The sequence below is a fragment of the Streptomyces sp. NPDC001415 genome, from assembly GCF_053597395.1.
Genome location: NZ_JBSFIE010000012.1, coordinates 171,711 through 187,277 on the forward strand (window position 1 = coordinate 171,711; position 15,567 = coordinate 187,277).

15 protein-coding genes and 3 pseudogenes are annotated in these 15,567 nt (G+C 69.3%); 11 read left to right on the forward strand and 7 right to left on the reverse strand.

Annotation, left to right across the window (positions count from 1 at the left end; genetic code table 11):
• Positions 1-405: 405 nt before the first annotated feature.
• Positions 406-3,135: a discoidin domain-containing protein gene (locus ACWC2B_RS18880; RefSeq protein ID WP_450717875.1), complete on the forward strand. Its 2,730-nt coding sequence runs from the start codon at positions 406-408 to the stop codon at positions 3,133-3,135.
• Positions 3,136-3,467: 332 nt separating this feature from the next.
• Here the strand turns inward: ACWC2B_RS18880 and ACWC2B_RS18885 are convergent, their stop codons facing one another.
• On the reverse strand, positions 3,468-3,860 hold the full coding sequence (locus tag ACWC2B_RS18885) for a winged helix-turn-helix transcriptional regulator (RefSeq protein ID WP_450717877.1): 393 nt from the start codon (positions 3,858-3,860) through the stop codon (positions 3,468-3,470).
• An 88-nt stretch (positions 3,861-3,948) separates the two neighbouring features.
• Here ACWC2B_RS18885 and ACWC2B_RS18890 point away from each other — a divergent pair, with 88 nt between their 5' ends.
• From ACWC2B_RS18890 to ACWC2B_RS18900, 3 genes and pseudogenes are all read left to right on the forward strand, one after another.
• Complete coding sequence (locus ACWC2B_RS18890) at positions 3,949-5,049, forward strand: NmrA family NAD(P)-binding protein (RefSeq protein WP_450717879.1); 1,101 nt, start codon at positions 3,949-3,951, stop codon at positions 5,047-5,049.
• A 265-nt stretch (positions 5,050-5,314) separates the two neighbouring features.
• A pseudogene (locus ACWC2B_RS18895) lies at positions 5,315-5,449 on the forward strand (NADP-dependent oxidoreductase); the annotation flags it as partial.
• Positions 5,450-5,780: 331 nt separating this feature from the next.
• On the forward strand, positions 5,781-6,332 hold the full coding sequence (locus ACWC2B_RS18900) for a hypothetical protein (protein ID WP_450717881.1): 552 nt from the start codon (positions 5,781-5,783) through the stop codon (positions 6,330-6,332).
• Positions 6,333-6,391: 59 nt separating this feature from the next.
• Here the strand turns inward: ACWC2B_RS18900 and ACWC2B_RS18905 are convergent.
• From ACWC2B_RS18905 to ACWC2B_RS18915, 3 genes and pseudogenes are all read right to left on the reverse strand, one after another.
• A pseudogene (locus ACWC2B_RS18905) lies at positions 6,392-6,858 on the reverse strand (transposase); the annotation flags it as partial.
• A gap of 403 nt (positions 6,859-7,261) precedes the next feature.
• Positions 7,262-7,669, reverse strand: a complete 408-nt coding sequence (locus ACWC2B_RS18910) for a nuclear transport factor 2 family protein (RefSeq protein WP_450717883.1) — start codon at positions 7,667-7,669, stop codon at positions 7,262-7,264.
• A 98-nt stretch (positions 7,670-7,767) separates the two neighbouring features.
• Entirely contained in the window at positions 7,768-8,505 is a 738-nt protein-coding gene (locus tag ACWC2B_RS18915; RefSeq protein WP_450717885.1) for a hypothetical protein, read from the reverse strand.
• 230 nt (positions 8,506-8,735) lie between these two features.
• On the opposite strand from ACWC2B_RS18915, the gene ACWC2B_RS18920 reads away from it, so the two are divergent.
• A complete protein-coding gene (locus ACWC2B_RS18920) occupies positions 8,736-9,086 on the forward strand; it encodes a DUF6461 domain-containing protein (protein WP_450717887.1) in 351 nt (116 codons plus the stop codon).
• Positions 9,047-9,157 (forward strand): DUF6461 domain-containing protein, encoded by a 111-nt coding sequence (locus ACWC2B_RS18925; RefSeq protein ID WP_450717961.1) that lies wholly within the window; start codon positions 9,047-9,049, stop codon positions 9,155-9,157. The genes ACWC2B_RS18920 and ACWC2B_RS18925 overlap by 40 nt, the downstream gene beginning before the upstream one ends.
• A 217-nt stretch (positions 9,158-9,374) precedes the next feature.
• On the opposite strand, the gene ACWC2B_RS18930 is transcribed toward ACWC2B_RS18925, so the two are convergent.
• Positions 9,375-10,226 (reverse strand): LysR family transcriptional regulator, encoded by an 852-nt coding sequence (locus ACWC2B_RS18930; RefSeq protein ID WP_450717889.1) that lies wholly within the window; start codon positions 10,224-10,226, stop codon positions 9,375-9,377.
• A gap of 94 nt (positions 10,227-10,320) precedes the next feature.
• On the opposite strand from ACWC2B_RS18930, the gene ACWC2B_RS18935 reads away from it, so the two are divergent.
• The 4 genes from ACWC2B_RS18935 (at position 10,321) to ACWC2B_RS18950 (ending at position 13,428) form a co-directional block, all read left to right on the forward strand.
• Complete coding sequence (locus ACWC2B_RS18935; RefSeq protein WP_450717891.1) at positions 10,321-11,052, forward strand: SDR family oxidoreductase; 732 nt, start codon at positions 10,321-10,323, stop codon at positions 11,050-11,052.
• A 182-nt stretch (positions 11,053-11,234) separates the two neighbouring features.
• Positions 11,235-11,594, forward strand: a complete 360-nt coding sequence (locus ACWC2B_RS18940) for a DUF4190 domain-containing protein (protein WP_450717893.1) — start codon at positions 11,235-11,237, stop codon at positions 11,592-11,594.
• Between the two features lie 37 nt (positions 11,595-11,631).
• Positions 11,632-12,339: a hypothetical protein gene (locus tag ACWC2B_RS18945; RefSeq protein WP_450717895.1), complete on the forward strand. Its 708-nt coding sequence runs from the start codon at positions 11,632-11,634 to the stop codon at positions 12,337-12,339.
• An 825-nt stretch (positions 12,340-13,164) separates the two neighbouring features.
• Entirely contained in the window at positions 13,165-13,428 is a 264-nt protein-coding gene (locus ACWC2B_RS18950; protein WP_450717897.1) for a DUF6192 family protein, read from the forward strand.
• Positions 13,429-13,477: 49 nt separating this feature from the next.
• Here the strand turns inward: ACWC2B_RS18950 and ACWC2B_RS18955 are convergent, their stop codons facing one another.
• Together ACWC2B_RS18955 and ACWC2B_RS18960 are read right to left on the reverse strand one after the other, a co-directional pair.
• On the reverse strand, positions 13,478-13,654 hold the full coding sequence (locus tag ACWC2B_RS18955) for a hypothetical protein (RefSeq protein WP_450717899.1): 177 nt from the start codon (positions 13,652-13,654) through the stop codon (positions 13,478-13,480).
• A 348-nt stretch (positions 13,655-14,002) separates the two neighbouring features.
• Positions 14,003-14,092, reverse strand: a pseudogene (locus ACWC2B_RS18960) (RidA family protein); the annotation flags it as partial.
• A gap of 78 nt (positions 14,093-14,170) precedes the next feature.
• Between ACWC2B_RS18960 and ACWC2B_RS18965 the strand changes: the two are divergent.
• Complete coding sequence (locus ACWC2B_RS18965) at positions 14,171-15,505, forward strand: MFS transporter (protein ID WP_450717901.1); 1,335 nt, start codon at positions 14,171-14,173, stop codon at positions 15,503-15,505.
• The last annotated feature ends 62 nt before the right edge of the window (positions 15,506-15,567 follow it).

Sequence of the window (15,567 nt, forward strand, 5' to 3'; positions counted from 1 at the left end):
CAGTTCTGCAGCGGCTCAGTGTTCACTCCGAGACCGGCGGCGATCGACTTGATCGTCCCTCCCGGCCTCGACCGGCACAACGCGCCCCCGTCCGTCTTGAAGTCGGCGGGGCAATGCTTCATCCCCACTGGGACTCCGCGCTCCTGGACGATCAAGTTCCAAGTCTCTCTGGTGTCCGAACTCCAGGGTCAAGGCCCATCGGCCGACTGCACCGCAGCGCAGGACACGACCCGCTGCCCGGCCTCATCGAGCTCCCCTCCCCTGGCTGAAACACCTCGGCCTGTACGCCAACAGCCGACCTCTCACGTTCGGAACTTGACGAATACTGCACATCTATTGACGTGAATCGTTCAGGAAATTTATGGTCCCAGGACCCTCGCAGGCGAACCAGAGTGACGGAGAACAATGACGTCGTACTCCCTCGGTGTGCGGCCGCGCGCCGCCCGGCTGACCGCGGTGCTGCTGGCCGGAGCGCTTCTCGCCTCCGTGCCGCCGGCGGCTTCGCAGCCAGTGCCGAACACCGCCGCCACGACCGCAAACTGCCCCGACAGCAACGGCTGGACGCTTGACACCACCCGCATCGACGCGGCGAACACCCACCATGCCTTCGTCGGCAACGGCTACCTCGGACAGCGCGTGCCGCCGAACGGTGCCGGATACGCCGACAGCACGGCCAAGACCGGCTGGCCGCTGTTCACCCCGAGCTACGACGGCTCCTTCGTGTCCGGGCTCTACGCGCACAACAAACAGACCGCCGGGGACCGGCAAGCCGTCGCGGCGCTGCCCACCTGGACCGCGCTCACCGTCAGTACCGGTGGGGCACAAGGCGATACCTTCAACTCTTCGACGCCGTCTGGCCGGATCTCCCACTACCGTCAGTCGCTCCTCCTTCACTGCGGCGTGGTGCGCACGTCACTGACCTGGACGGGCACCGACGGCCGCCGAACCGACCTCGTGTACGAGGTGCTCGCCGACCGCGTCAACCCGCACGTGGGCGCCGTACGCGTGAGCATGACGCCGCACTGGAGCGGCGAGGCGACCGTGACCGACACGCTGGACGGGCGCGGCGCGCGGCGCATGAGTCAGACCGGCGGCGGTGACCGGACCGGCGGGCAGCGCGGCGACGGGACCGCACCGACCATGGATGTGGATTTCCGTACGGACGGCACGAACGTGGATGGAGCGGTCGCCTCCACCCTGCGTGCCGGACGTGGAGCGCACGACACCAAAGTCCAACAGGCCCTGCAGGCAAAGGGCATGACGGCTCATCAGGCTCTTACTCTTCCGGTCCGGAGTGGGCAGTCGTACGACTTCACCAAGTACGTCGGCGTCGACACCTCTCTGACCTCGCGCGCACCGCGCCGCGACGCCACCGTCGCCTCACAGCGTGCCGCCGAGGGTGGCTGGGATGCCCTGCTGCGCTCCCACAGCGCCGCCTGGTCGCGGCTGTGGCGCAGCGACATCGAGGTGCCCGGACAACCCGAGATGCAGTCGTGGGTGCGGTCCGCGCAGTACGGGTTGCTCTCCAACACCCGCGAGGGCGCGGCCAACAGCATCGCTCCGGCGGGCCTGACGAGCGACAACTATGCGGGCCTCGTCTTTTGGGACGCCGAGACGTGGATGTACCCCGGCCTGCTCGCCACCCGGCCCGAACTCGCGAAGACCGTGGTCGACTATCGCTACCGGACCCTCGCGGGGGCTCGCGACAATGCGCGCAAGCTCGGCTACCCAGGGCTCTTCTACCCCTGGAACAGCGGGAGTTCGGGCAACCTGGCCCAGGAGTGCCACAGCGTCGACCCGCCGCACTGCCGCACCCAGATCCACCTCCAGTCCGACATTTCCCTGGCCACCTGGCAGTACTACCTGGCCACCAAGGACGCGAAGTGGCTGCGCGAGCGCGGCTGGCCGGTACTGAAGGGCATCGCCGAATTCTGGGCGGGACGTGTCAGCCACAACACGGACGGCAGCTACTCGATCAAGAACACGGCCGGCCCCGACGAATACAGCAACGGCGTCGACGACGCGGTCTTCACCAACGCCGGCGCCGCCACCGCCCTGCGGCACGCCACCCGCGCCGCCGAACTGCTCGGCCAACAGGCCCCGACCGCGTGGAAGACGATCGCCGACCACATCCGGATCCCGTACGACGCACGCAGCAAGGTCTTCCAGCAGTACGGCGGTTACAACGGCAGCACCATCAAACAGGCCGACACGGTCCTGCTGATGTATCCGCTGGAGTGGCCGATGCCCCAGGGCGCCGACGCCGCCACCCTCGACTACTACGCGCAGCGCACCGACCCGGACGGCCCAGCCATGACGGACTCGGTGCACGCCATCGACGCCGCCGGACTCGGCGAGCCGGGCTGCTCCACGTACACCTATCTCGAACGTTCCATCAAGCCGTTCGTCCGCGGGCCCTTCGGCCAGTTCTCGGAGGCTCGCGGCGACAAGGCGGGCGCCCAGGACCCGCTGGCGGGCTCGCCCGCCCACGACTTCCTGACCGGCAAGGGCGGCTTCCTCCAGGTCTTCACCAACGGCCTGACGGGCATGCGGATGCGCGAGGACCGCCTCCACCTCGATCCGATGCTGCCCCCGCAGCTCGACCGCGGCGTCACCCTGCGCGGCCTGGCCTGGCAGGGGCGCACCTACGACATCGAACTCGGCGCCCACAGCACCACCGTGCGCCTCACCGACGGCGCCCCGATGACGCTGGACACCCCCCAGGGCGAGAAGATCGTCAGCAAGGGCTCCCCTGCCGTCCTCAAGACTCGCCGCCCCGACCTCATCCCCACCACCAACGCGGCCCGCTGCACGACCGCCACGGCCTCGTCCGAACAGCCCGGCATGTACGCGGGGGCCGCGCTCGATGGCAACGGGGCCACGGCCTGGGTTCCGGACGGTGCGAGTGGCCGGCTGACGGCGGACCTCGCCAGGCCCGTCCGCGTCACGAAGGTCACCCCCACCTGGAACGGCACCAAACCCACCGCCTACAGCATCGAACTCTCCCTCGACGGACGCCACTGGCAGCCTGAGGTGGCGGGTGATGCACAACTCGCCCGGTACGTACGGGTGACGGTGCGAGGCGACGCCGAGGCCAAGCAGCACCCGGGCATCGCGGAGCTGACCGTGAACTAGGAGTTTTCTGAAGGCCTTGTGTTGGGGGTCGTTGGGCGGTGGCCTGGCGACCCCCGTTGCTGGGTGGTGGCGGGTGCCGGGACGGCCCAGGTGCCGTTGTGGTGTTCGAGTCCGCCCGACCCTGCTGCGAGGGCGCGTGCGTGCACCCGCGTCCGACGCCCCTGGTGCCAGTGCCGCGAGCGGCACACGGAGTACCTGGCCAGGGCTCGGCGCCCAGGGGGCCGCATGCCCGTCGAGCCGAGGCCACCGCACCGGTGTGACGCCGACAGCGCGATGCAGGGGGCTGTGATACGCCGTTCATCGCCGCATCCCAGGCCAAGTACCGTGTGCGCTCAAACGGCGGTGGCGGGACGTGAGGGGGAGGCCGGGAGGTCTCGGTCCGTTTCGGACTCTTGGAATTCCACCACGGCCGCGCCGTGCTCGTGAGCCCACTCGGTCAGCACGGCGATCGGCTTCACCAGCGTACGGCCCAAGTCGGTCAGCACGTACCCGACCTTCCCGGCCTCGGCGTGGCGGTCGACCAGCCCGTACCCCTGCAACCGCCGCAGCGTCTGGGTCAGCACTTTCCGCGAGATTCCGCCGATCAGGTCGACCAACTCGCCGTGCCTGCACGGTTCGCGGCTCAACGCGAACAGCACGACCACCGCCCACTTGTCGGCGATGATCTCGATCGCCAGCCGAGCCGGGCAGTCGGCGAGGAAGACGCTGCCGGGGTACTCACGCATGCCCCGACGGTAGCCCACTGTCAGGAACCTGGAGGTACCTACCGCCTGACTAGCGTCCACGGCGGAAGCTGCCGAGCAGGGGAACCGAATGAGAGCAGAGACCGAATGGCCGGGCGGGCGGAAGGTCGTCGCGCTGGTCACCGTCGCGCTGGAACTGTGGTCACCAGGGCACTGGCCCGCCTACGCGCCGATGGCCGCGGCGTGGCCGCTGTCCGGCATCGACGACACACACAGCACCTCCTGGGCGGACTACGGCGTCACCACCGGCATCTGGCGGCTGCTCGATGTCCTCGGTGACCTGACCGCCACCGTCGGCGTCAGTGGACTGATGGCCGAGCGGCACCCCGAGACCGTCATGGCCGTGCACGCCACCGAACTCGCCGCCACCGCGCCCGACCGCGTGCGACTGGTCCGCTCCGACCCCGCGGCCTTCGAGGTCCTGATCGGGCAGGCCGACCGCGTGTTCGCCAACACCGACTTCTTCGCGACGGGCAGCGCCGTGGGCGAGTACCGGCAAGGGCTGCACTTGCTGGCCGCCGCGGAGCGGGCCGGCGTGGAGCGGGCCGGCGTGGAGCGTTTCATCTGGTCCTCGTTGGACAGCGCGGTGTCCCTGACCGGCCACCCCGTCCCGCACTTCGACAGCAAAGCTGCCGTCGCCGCCCACATCGACCTGATGCGGTCGGAGGAAATGCTCCGCAAGGAGACCGACGGCTGGTACACGGACCACGTCTCGGTACTGACCACGGCGCCGTACTTCGAGAACCTGCGGGACCGACTCACCCCCCGACCGGACGGCCGGGGCGGTCTGACCTTCAGGCTCCCCCTCAGCGTCGCCCACTACCCGCTCGTCGCCCTCGACGACATCGCCTGGTTCGCCTGCCACATGTTCGACAACTGGCAGTCCTGGGGCGCCCGCGACCTCGCGGTGATCGGCGACAGCCTCACCGGCGACGAGATCGCCGCCACCTTCGCTCGGGTCACGGGCACCCCCAGCACCTACATCCCGATGCCTCATGACGAACTGCGCGCCGCCGTCCCCGACTTCGGCCACGACTACGCCGCGATGTTCCAGTTCTTCGCCGACCGTGATCTCTACGCCCGAGACCGGGACATCCACCTCCTGCGCCGCCTGCACCCCGGCCTGATGACCCTCAAGGACTGGCTGCACCACACCGGCTGGACGGCATGACCACCCACCGCGTCAACTCCCAGCGCAGGGCCGCAGAACAGGGCCGTCGCTCCGGAGCGGGACCGACGCCGGCCTGAGACTGACAACCCGCCGTAACACCCACCAAGAGCCAGCCGAGGAAGATGCACTTCACGGCCGTGCTGTCGCTGGAGCACGCCGCGCGCACGTTGGTGTTCAGCCAGCACGGGTCCCGATCCAACAGTCGCTGGTTTCGCCTTGAGGCCAACGAATCCGGCCATCGAACCGCTGTTGTCCTGCCTGGACGGACGCGGCAGGCAAGGGCTCACTCGCCGCCCTCGTGACGATCGCCGGAGGACCCGCCCACGTGGTGACCATCACGGACTTCGACATCGACCGGCACGGAGTGCGGTTCTCCCGCGCCCAGCCCGGCGACTCCCCCTCGGAGCATTCAGCACACTGCGTTGGGACACGCTCCTGACGTACCTTCATGAACCTCTGGAAGCATGGCCTCGCCTCCACCTCCTCTGTCGGCCCGTCGAGTTGGCCTCGGGTGTGCCCGACGCGCTTGAGAGAGAGCTACGACGCATGGGACTGAGTAGAAGTACTCAGGTGGTTGGGGCGGTAGATGCGTAACGTGGCGTTCATGACAAAGTGCGGGGCGGGAGTAGGCGAGGACAAGACCTGCGTTGATCCGCAGCTCGCCAACCACGCTCCCTGCTCGCCCTGATACCGGGGCCGGCCCCCGTCCCCCCGACCGAGGAACGCATACCGTGACCACCCCGCCCCCGCAGGGCTTCCCGTCCTACCCTGTCCCCCACCCGATGGCGCCCCAGCCCACCCATCCGCACCCCGCGGCGCCGCCCACCGGCTCCTTCGGGCCGCCCGTGCCCGGCGCCACTCCCGTCCTGCCCACGCTGGTGGCGCCGCCTCTGACCTGCCGAATCTGCGGTGCACTTCCGGCTGCTTTCGCGACGTTCCGCCAGCACCAGGGCATATTGATGTGGATGCGGTTTTCGAGTGTCAACGGACCCTTCTGCCGGCCGTGCGGCACCGCGATCTACCGTGAGATGACCGGCAGGACGATGTGGCAGGGCTGGTGGTCGCCTTTTTCCCTCCTTGTATTCACCCCCGGCACTCTGATCATCAACCGCATTACACTCGCGCACATCAACAAGCTGCCTGCACCCATTCCCGGACAGCCCGGCCCACAGCTGACCCCCGGAACTCCGGTGCTACGACGCGCCAGTTCCCTGGCCGCTGCGCTCCCCATGATGTGGGGGATGTGGGTCGCCGCCCTCATCATCGGCGACATGATGCCCTGAACCCCTGTCGCCGAGAGCGACACCGGCCCCCTCAGGCCGGTGTCTTCCCGTGCGTTCGTGCGGCGGTGGAGTCGAGGGCAGCCGGCGAGCCAAGAAACGGTCCGCTCGACGACCCGCCGGTGGCGGCCGAGGCGATGCGATGGCTCCACGCCCGGTCGGATTCGGTCCGATCAATGGCCCAATGGCCCCCTTTTTACCGCTCGAAGGCTGACCGAATCGATCGCGCAGCGCGACCAATCGAGTCCCCCGAATCCGCCTAGTTCGTCCAGGACGACGCGGTGAAGTCGGGCTCCTACGCGTGCCCGGCTCCACTGGGCGAAACGTCGGTAGACCGTCTGCCTGCCTGGCCCGAAAACTGGCGGGAGCTGCCGCCGGGTGCAACCCGACGTCGCTACGAAGATGATCGCGCCCGGCACCTCGCAGTCGTCAGCCCGGCGTCGGCCCCACTCCGCGGACGCTTCACCTCTGTGGGAGGTACCACCCGCCGAAATAACACCCAAAGGTCTTCAGGCGCCTGCCGTCCCATCAGATCTGTCACGCCCTACCGAACGAACGACGCGACCATCAGAGACGACGTCCTATCGCGATCACGCGGCGCCAGCAGCCCCGTCAGAGCCCGCCACCGAGGCCTTCAACACCGCCACGACCATTGCCCTGGCTCGCGTCGAAGACGGCACGTGGCTCTTCGTCGCTGTCTGCCGAGGCCAGCCGCCCTCCGGTCGCACGTGGGCCCCGCACTCTCAGCTGACATCGAGCGGGCCGGCCCGGTCGGCCGTCCAGCACTGTGTTCTGTCGTCGTCGGTGCCACCGGACGGCCAGTTGCCTCACGGCCTCCGCCTGCGGTCCAGCCTGGGCAACGCTCACCGTCGTAGCGCGGCGGGCGACGCGGTGAAAGCCCTGCACACGTCTCGCCGCCGTCGGGCCGCGGATCAAGCCTCCGGGAACACGGTGTCGGTCTGCAGCGGGCCTGCAGTGATGCGCAGCGTCCGGATGCGGACCGGATCTTCCTGGTCGAGGTAGAAGATGTGCATGAACGGGGCCCGCACCACTTGCTCCGGTTCGCTCTTCCTGGCCATGGTTGCTTCGCCGCGCAGCAGACGGACCCCGTTGTCCGCGGTCCAGAACTCAAGAACCTCATGGGTGATGTTCAGCGGCGAGTCAATCTTCACGAAGAACGCCTTGATGGCTTCGATACCGTGCACATGCGCGGTGCCGAAGAACATGTCGGTGTCCTCGGTCAGTGGCGCGAAGCCCTCATCGAACTCCAGGGTGTCAATGGCGTCCATGAATTTCAGGACCCAACCGGCCACGGCCGTCGTTTGTGCGGTGTCTGTCATGGTGATGGTCTCCTGCTCATGCGGCGGACAGACAGGGCGGCGCGGAAAGCGCCGCTCTCGACACTGACGCCTCCGAGATGGGGCGCAGCACGGCATCGTCAGTCGCGGGGGCGCTCGAACATGGGGGTGTCTTCCGCGTCGTACGGCAGGGTGGAGACGGCGGTGGCGTAGCCCTGGTCCAGGGTCTGCCGTTGGCGAGCAGTGTGCGGGCCCTTGGGGAGCGCGGCCAGGCGCGCCAACCGTTCCTCGTACGCCCCAGCAACAAGCTCCGCGGTCGCCTGCCAGTCAGGTTCGTCCGGTACGCGGACCAGTTCCACACAGGCCGGCTGCGTCCCCTCGGCCAGTGCGGCCGCAGCCCGATCGTGGCCGTCGAGAATGAGCCAGCCATCCAGAAAGGACACCCACCACAACAGGACGGGGGCGAGGGTGCCCTCGCGGACGTGTTTGCGGTACGCCTTCACACGCGGGGCATCCGGGGCCGGAAATGGACGCAGCGGCAGGACACCCTGCCAGCCGCCCCCGCAGAGCATGTCGAGGGTGGCGTCCGGCCAGTCCTGGACGAGGTCGCAACTCCAGATGCCCGGAGCGAAAGTGGTGCGCGGGGTCAGGCGCCATCGCCCGTGGTGCAACGGACCGTGCCCCGTCTCCTCCAGCCACCGGGCATACCGGTGCGACCACTCGGCGCCGGCCCGCATCGCCGCGGCGGTCAGAGGTGGCAGTGGAGAGCGGTAGCCGGGAAGGCGGCGCAGGTGAAGGTCGCGGCAGCAGCCCTCGCCCTCAGACCGGGCCTCGATCAGCAGTTGATCGCCCTGCCAGAGGTACCACTGCCTGTCCATGCCCCGCTCAAAACGCAGCGGAGGCGGCCCCGGCCACCCGTCCTGCACGCCCAGAACGACCGCGCCCGCCGGTAGAAGCTCCCTCGCCGCCCTGATCATGCAAACAGTGTCAACACGAAGGCCCCCCTCCCTGCAAGGGATTTGAGCACCCGCGCGTCGGCTCCTCCACGACGTGGGCGCCGGCGACTCCGCGCGCGGCTTCGCCGGAGGCATGCGCAAGGACCTCGGCCATGACCGCGAGTGCCGCCGACTACGTGTGGATCAACGAGCGCTTTCCCGACCTCGCAGAAGCGCCCGTCGGCTACCTCGGCGTCACCAAGGAGCGAGCCCTGCCCGCATCTGCGGCAACGCGATGGGTCTCTCACTTCATCAATATGAACGGGCTCGCCTCGTTCCTCTGGGCCGAAGTCACCACCGAGCGAGTGACGTTCGAGCCCGCGGTGTCCGACCGCCGCTGGGGAACGGCACCTGACGAACTCCTGGAGGCCAGCATCACTGCGGCTTCCCATTCTGGGACGAGACCTCCCACACCGCAGAACACCTGGCCGCAGAGGCAGCATTCGTCCTCGCCGAGCACCTGACCGGTGTCCGCATCACACCAGGACTCATCCAGGACACCACCTTCATCTGCGGCAGCACAGACATCGGATGAGCCAGCGCTGGGGTGATGCATACGCCAAAGCGCAGATGCCCACACCCAATCGGGGCGGCTCGGAGAGCCCGTCCCACGCAACTCCAGGCACCGCACGTAAAGGCCTCGCCCTGCGCACACTTGCCTGGGACAGGACAGTTGGCCGGCCCCCTCGACCGGGCGGTCATGGCGTGTGAGCCGGGACACGAGAGGTGGAACCTGGCCCGGCATGCTGGAACTACTGGAGACGTGTCGCAGTGCGGACAAGGTCGGCGACGGCTCTGGACCGGCTGTGCGGGGGCCAGGCGATGACGGTGGTGACTGCCGGCGCGTCCAGCACGGGCACGGCAGCGAGGTCACCGGGCAGCTGGGCTCGGCACGACTCCGGTACGAGTGCGCACGCGCGGCCGAGCGCGACGAGCTGCAGCAGCTGCGCCTGGTCGCGGACTTGTGGGCCGAGGCCGGGCGGGTAGGTGCCGTCGGAGCCGGGCCAGCGTGGCAGGGGCAGGCCCGGCAGGGCGGTGATGTCGGCCATGTGCACATGGGCGCGGACGGTGAGCGGATGCCCGGCCGGCAGGACCACAACCTGGCCCTCCGTGCTGAGTTCTTCGGTGTGGAACCCGGCTGTCGAGTCGAACGGCCGGTGCAGCAGCGCCACATCGGCCCGGCCCTCGCGCAGGAGTCGTTGCTGCTCGGCTGGGCCGCACAGGATGACGTCGACGGGGACCGCGCCGGGTTCGGCAGCGTACGCGTCGAGCAGTTCGGCCAGCAGTTCTCTGGACGCGCTGGCTTTCGCGACCAGCGCCAGGCCAGGACGGCCGGTCGCGGAAAGGCCTGCGCGGCGGGCCCGGCGCTCGGCGGCGTCGACCGCGTCGAGGGCCGCCCGGCCTTCGTCCAACAGCACCGAGCCGGCCGCGGTCAGCGTGACCGTGCGGCTGGTCCGATCCAACAGCGCCGCCCCGAGCCGGCGTTCGAGCTGCTGGATCGCCCGCGACAGAGGCGGCTGCGCGATCCCGAGCCGCTGCGCGGCCCGCCCGAAGTGCAACTCCTCAGCGACAGCGACGAAATAGCGCAGTTCCCGAGTCTCCATACAGGCACGCTACCCGGATCAATACCTGGACGGTATCGCTGCCCACCCGATCGGTCTTGGACCCCCGCCGGGGTCCAAGAGCAGCATGGTCCCCATGAACGGACGAACGACTGCGCTGGTCACCGGCGCGAACAAGGGAATCGGCTACGAGATCGCCAGGGGCCTGGGCGCCCTCGGCTGGAGTATCGGCGTAGGCGCCCGCGACGATCAGCGCCGCGAAGCGGCGGTGGGGCAGTTGCGCGCGGCCGGCGTCGACGCGTTCGGTGTGCCACTGGACGTGACCGACGACGCGAGCACCACCGCCGCCGCGCAGCTGATCGGGGAACAGACCGGGCGCCTCGACGTGCTCGTCAACAACGCCGCCATCACCGGCGGCATGCCACAGGAGCCCACCCGGGTCGATCCCGCCACCATCCGGACGGTCGTGGAGACCAACGTGATCGGCGTCATCCGCGTCACCAACGCGATGATGCCGCTGCTGCGCCGCTCCGCCTCGCCGCGCATCGTGAACATGTCCAGCAGCGTCGGCTCCCTCACCCGCCAATCAGGACCCGCCGCAGACCAAACGGCAGGTCCGGTGGCCGTGGCGTACGCGCCGTCGAAGACGTTCCTGAACGCCGTCACCCTCCAGTACGCCCGCGAGCTGAGCGGCACGAACATCCTGATCAACGTCGGCTGCCCCGGCTACGTCGCGACCGACCTCAACGGCTTCCGCGGCGTGCGCACCCCCGAACAGGGCGCGGCGATCGCCATCAAACTCGCGACCCTGCCCGACGACGGCCCGACCGGCGCGTTCTTCAACGACGCGGGCGTCGTCCCCTGGTGACGTGTACCGCCGCCTTCACCCGCCGGGTGAAGCAGCTGCACCGCTGAGAGCCTGTGTCGGGTCCTGACATGACAAGTTGAGTGGGCCTTCTGTGCAGTTCAGGTGACGGTGTTTGGTCGGTTCGCGTGTCCTGCGACGCTCCGCCCTGAGCGCGTTCCACGGCGGTGGCTAGACTCCCCGCCATGGTCGACATGGGGGAACAGGTACGGGCACAGCCGGAGAATCGGGCTGCCGCGATCAGCTTGGGCGCCGCTTTGACGGCGGTCATTGTGGCGAGCGGCAGCATGTGGATGTCGGCGGCGAGTTTCTACATGCCGGCGACGGGCGGCTGGTTCGTGTTGGTGGAGTTGACCGCGCTGACCGCGGTCGTCTCGGGCCATGTGGCTCGCCGACGGGCCAAGCGCCAGGGGCTGCCGGGCCGGTGGTGGGCGCTCGCCTCGATCGTGACAGGGTGGGTGTGCGCGCTGTACGCGGGCCTTGTCATGGTGGTGGCTGTCGGGGTGTTCGCTGGATTCGCCGTGCTCTTCGGAGTTGTGCACTGAGGACTCCGCCAGTGTGGGATCGGGGAGGAAACCCGGAGTGTTCGGCAAGAAGAAGGTGGACCCGCCGGTCGTCCCGGTGCGCTGGGACACCGAGGGCGGTTTCGTGGTCAGCGAGGTGGTGCGCCCGTCCGCCTTCCGGAAGAAGGGGCTGGTCGGGCGGCACGCGGTGCGTATGCCGGTGACCCTGGACGGGGAGCGCTACTTCGCCGCCGCGGCGTTCGTTGAGCAGCGGGATCCGGAGGTTCGGTCGTACGAGCTGCACGACGCCACGGAGGCCGGAGGGCTGCTGTGCACGGTCGAGCCCACAAGCGGCGGCAGAGGCGGCGAGCGCTATCAGGTACGGGACCAGGCCGGGCAGGAACTGGGCGTGGTGTTCCGCACCCCGGCCGCCAAGCGTGCGGTGCAGCACGGCTGGTGGCTGCGGCAGCCGGGGCATCCCGACGTCGTGGCCCGCTACCACTGGGCCAAGGGCAGTGCGCGGGAGATCGCGGGCCGCGGTGCGGACGCCGCCGTGAGAGGTGCGGGCTCCCTTGTCGGCAGTGTCGTCGACTCCGTCCTCTACGGAGAGCAGGCCGCGAGCGACAACCACAGCTCCGCACGCCCGACGAAGCCCGTCACCTGGCGCGCGGACGACGAGGTCGCTTTGACAGCCGGGCACACGCAGGGCATCAAGTTGTACGTACCGCAGGCGAGTTGGCTGGAGCGCCGACTGGCGTTCGCCCTGGCAATCCTGCGGCAGGAATAGCACCAACTCGCCCTGCGGTGGGGTGGGCTGGCGCCAGCGTCATGCGTACGGTGCCGGTATGAGCAGGGGCCGGGGGTGCGGCTGCGGCTGGTCGTCGCCGTGGACGACGACGGTGGCCCGCGGCTGTGCCGTGGGTGCGGTGAGCCGTTGATGCCGAAGGCGAAGGCGACAGCGGTGTTCTGCTCATCGGCATGCCGCTCGCGGTGCTGGCGCCAGGGCCGGTGGACACGGGGGAGGACCGAGGCGGTGAAGGCCGGCCGGAGGGCCGTGTGCCCGCAGTGCTGACAGTCGTGGACGGTCGGCGTCGAACATCCGGCCTCGGCAAGGTACTGCTCTCCCCGCTGCCGCAAACGGTTCTGGCATCGGCGGCGCACGCAATCCGGCGGGGCGTGAGGCCGCGCGCTTCTTGGACGGCGGGCCGCTTCACGCGCCGCGGGTACGCGCCCTGGCAGTGGGTCCGAGGCAGCCGGATGGTGCCAAGTAGCAGATGTTCGGGGCGAGTTGACGGTGCGGAAGGGTGCCGCTCCCGGATCCGTGGGGGTGGGTGCGGATGGCTCCGATGGTGGGGAGTGTGACCCGGGACCGCTTCGACGAACTGGTGAAGCTGGGGCGGGACTGGGTGGCCACGATGAGCGCGGCTCAGTGGCGGATCGGGGACGCGGCGATCGAGATCGAGCCGATGCGCCCCCATGGGGGTGCGAAGGACCTTTTCACCGCCGGCGAGGCCCTGCGGGGTTCGCGGAGGAGCTCGGCCTGGCTTACACGACTGTCCGCGACTACCGGTGGGTGTCCTCACGCTGGCCCAGGGAGCGTCGGCGGGCGGATGTGTCGCACACGATCCACAAGATCCTGGCCGGCATCCCCGATGAGCGGGAGCGGTTCGAGGCGGTGCACAACCCCCCGTCCGGCGGTCGCGGAGGCGAGCCGCGCTGGACGATGCGGGCGAGGCGCAACGCGAGGGACTACGAACGCCTCATGTCCCACGCCGAAGCCCACATCCAATGGGCGTTCATCACCCTCATGTCCCGCCGACTGGCCCGGAAACAGCGGCGGACCGAGGCGGCCACCACCCTCGCGGCAGCCGCCTGAAGATCCGGAGGTTTCCGAGCCTCTCGTCCGAGCCGTCTCAGGCTGCCATTCAGATCAGCAGTTCCAGCAGACGGTCGGCCTGCCGGTCTGCGGCGCCGGGCGGGTTCCTGGGGTTGTCCGGATCGTCGAACGACAGCAGGAACAGCCAGACGAGGGCGAGGAGCCGCCGACACTCCTGAAGCCGGGAGGCTTCAGCTGCGGTCAGGTCGAAGTGGCTCAGGAACAAGGGGACATCAAGGGGGAGCTCCACCCAACCCGACACATGCTCGGTGATCTCCGCTAGCTCGAAGGCGCGATCACTGCGACCGGAGACTTCGAAGTCGACGACCTGGACCCTGGACCCGTCCCAGAGATAGTTGGCGAGATTGCCGTCTCCAGGACCGAATACCGCTGGGACCGCTGGTTTGCTCGACGGCCTCCAGACTCGACCGGGCCAGCCATTCCAGGCCTGCGTCCCTGCCTCGCGACACGTCGCTGCCGACGGGAGCGCAGGCGTTGGAGGACCAGGTGCGGATATGCGCGATGAGTTCGCCCTGACGCCCCGGCCGAGAGGGAAGCCCGGCAAGTACGGTCGGCTGGGGACATCATGGCCGGCGAACGAATCCCGGACCACCTCCCAGGCAGCCACCAGATCCTCCCGCCGGGCCGACGCCACGAGAACCCTGGCGCCGCCTTCCTATTGTCTACGGCAGATGGCGGACGGGGCTTGTGGAGGCCGGCCTCGGTCAGCACGCTTGGCTCCATGACCCCACCCGACCCCGCTCCGGTCCGGTCTCCCGGCGCAGCCCGGCCGCCCGGACCCCACCGGGCACTGCTGGCGGGATCCGTCGGCAACTTCATCGAGTGGTACGAGTTCGGCGTATACGGCTATCTCGCCACCGTCATCGCCGCACGGTTCTTCACGCCGGAGGGAGGCAGTGAGACCGAAGGGCTCGTCAGGACGTACGCGTCCTTCGCGCTCGCGTTCTTCTTCCGGCCCGTCGGGGCCGCCGTGTTCGGAAGGCTCGGCGACCGAGTCGGCCGCCGGCCCGTGCTCGTCCTGGTCGTCTGCCTGATGACCGGCGCCACGACCCTCATCGGCACGCTGCCGACGTACGCGTCCGTCGGCGCCGCCGCACCCTGGCTGCTCACGGTGCTGCGCATCGTCCAAGGGCTGTCGGCAGGTGGGGAGTTCGGGGGCGCCGTGGCGGTCATGACGGAGTTCGCGCCGCCGGGACACCGGGGACGCTACGGGGCGTGGCAGTCATTCACCGTATCGATCGGTCTGCTCGCGGGCGCCGGCACCACGGCGCTCCTGGCGACGGTGCTGACTACCGCGCAACTGGACGGATGGGGATGGCGACTGCCGTTCCTGCTCACGCTGCCACTGGGACTCGGCGCCCTGTGGCTGCGTCTCCACCTGGACGAAACGCCCGTCTTCGCCGCCTCGGCCGTGACGACGGAGAGCGAAACTCCGAAGCATCCACCCACCCATCCACCCACCGGAGAAACGGTCAAAGCGATCGCGCAGGGTGTCGGACGGCTGATGGGTTGGTCGGCCGCCGGATACACCTTCCTGGTGGTCCTGCCCTCCTACCTTCAGCACACCGCGAACGTCTCGTTCCAGCAGGCGCTGCTCGCCACCGTGCTGGCGAACGTCGGCTTCGCGGCCACGATCCTGCCCTCGGGCGAGCTGAGCGACCGGATCGGACGACGACCGGTGATGCTGGCGGGCGCGCTGCTGGTCGCCGTGTTCGCGCTGCCGCTGCTCAACCTGGTGCAGAACCCCGACACACCCTCGTACGTGAAGGGGGCCCTGCTCCTGGTCGCGGGGGCCGCGGTCGGCCTGATGGCCGGGCCCGGGCCGGCGATGCTGGCCGAGATGTTCCCAACCACCGTGCGCTACACGGGACTCGGGCTGGCCTACGCCCTCTCCAACGCCGTGTTCTCCGGATGCGCCGGCCTGATCATCACCGAGGCCATCGAGTGGACCGGGGACGCGGACATCCCCGCGTACTACGCCACGGCCGCCTGCACCGTCAGCCTCGCCGCGCTGCTCACACTGAGCGGAGACGCTCACCAAAGGAGCCTGAGGTGAACGCCCGGCGCGACAAAGGCCCCTCGCCCAAGGCCCCGCATACAGCCGACTCGCACCCGGAC

Excerpts from the sequence above, each read along its gene's own strand:
- ACWC2B_RS18910 (WP_450717883.1), bottom strand. The coding sequence starts at position 7,669 with ATGACAGACACCGCACAAACGACGGCCGTGGCCGGTTGGGTCCTGAAA.
- ACWC2B_RS18930 (WP_450717889.1), bottom strand. The coding sequence starts at position 10,226 with ATGGAGACTCGGGAACTGCGCTATTTCGTCGCTGTCGCTGAGGAGTTG.
- ACWC2B_RS18915 (WP_450717885.1), bottom strand. The coding sequence starts at position 8,505 with ATGGACAGGCAGTGGTACCTCTGGCAGGGCGATCAACTGCTGATCGAG.
- ACWC2B_RS18965 (WP_450717901.1), top strand. The coding sequence starts at position 14,171 with ATGACCCCACCCGACCCCGCTCCGGTCCGGTCTCCCGGCGCAGCCCGG.
- ACWC2B_RS18935 (WP_450717891.1), top strand. The coding sequence starts at position 10,321 with ATGAACGGACGAACGACTGCGCTGGTCACCGGCGCGAACAAGGGAATC.
- ACWC2B_RS18890 (WP_450717879.1), top strand. The coding sequence starts at position 3,949 with ATGAGAGCAGAGACCGAATGGCCGGGCGGGCGGAAGGTCGTCGCGCTG.
- ACWC2B_RS18880 (WP_450717875.1), top strand. The coding sequence starts at position 406 with ATGACGTCGTACTCCCTCGGTGTGCGGCCGCGCGCCGCCCGGCTGACC.
- ACWC2B_RS18940 (WP_450717893.1), top strand. The coding sequence starts at position 11,235 with ATGGTCGACATGGGGGAACAGGTACGGGCACAGCCGGAGAATCGGGCT.
- ACWC2B_RS18920 (WP_450717887.1), top strand. The coding sequence starts at position 8,736 with ATGACCGCGAGTGCCGCCGACTACGTGTGGATCAACGAGCGCTTTCCC.
- ACWC2B_RS18885 (WP_450717877.1), bottom strand. The coding sequence starts at position 3,860 with ATGCGTGAGTACCCCGGCAGCGTCTTCCTCGCCGACTGCCCGGCTCGG.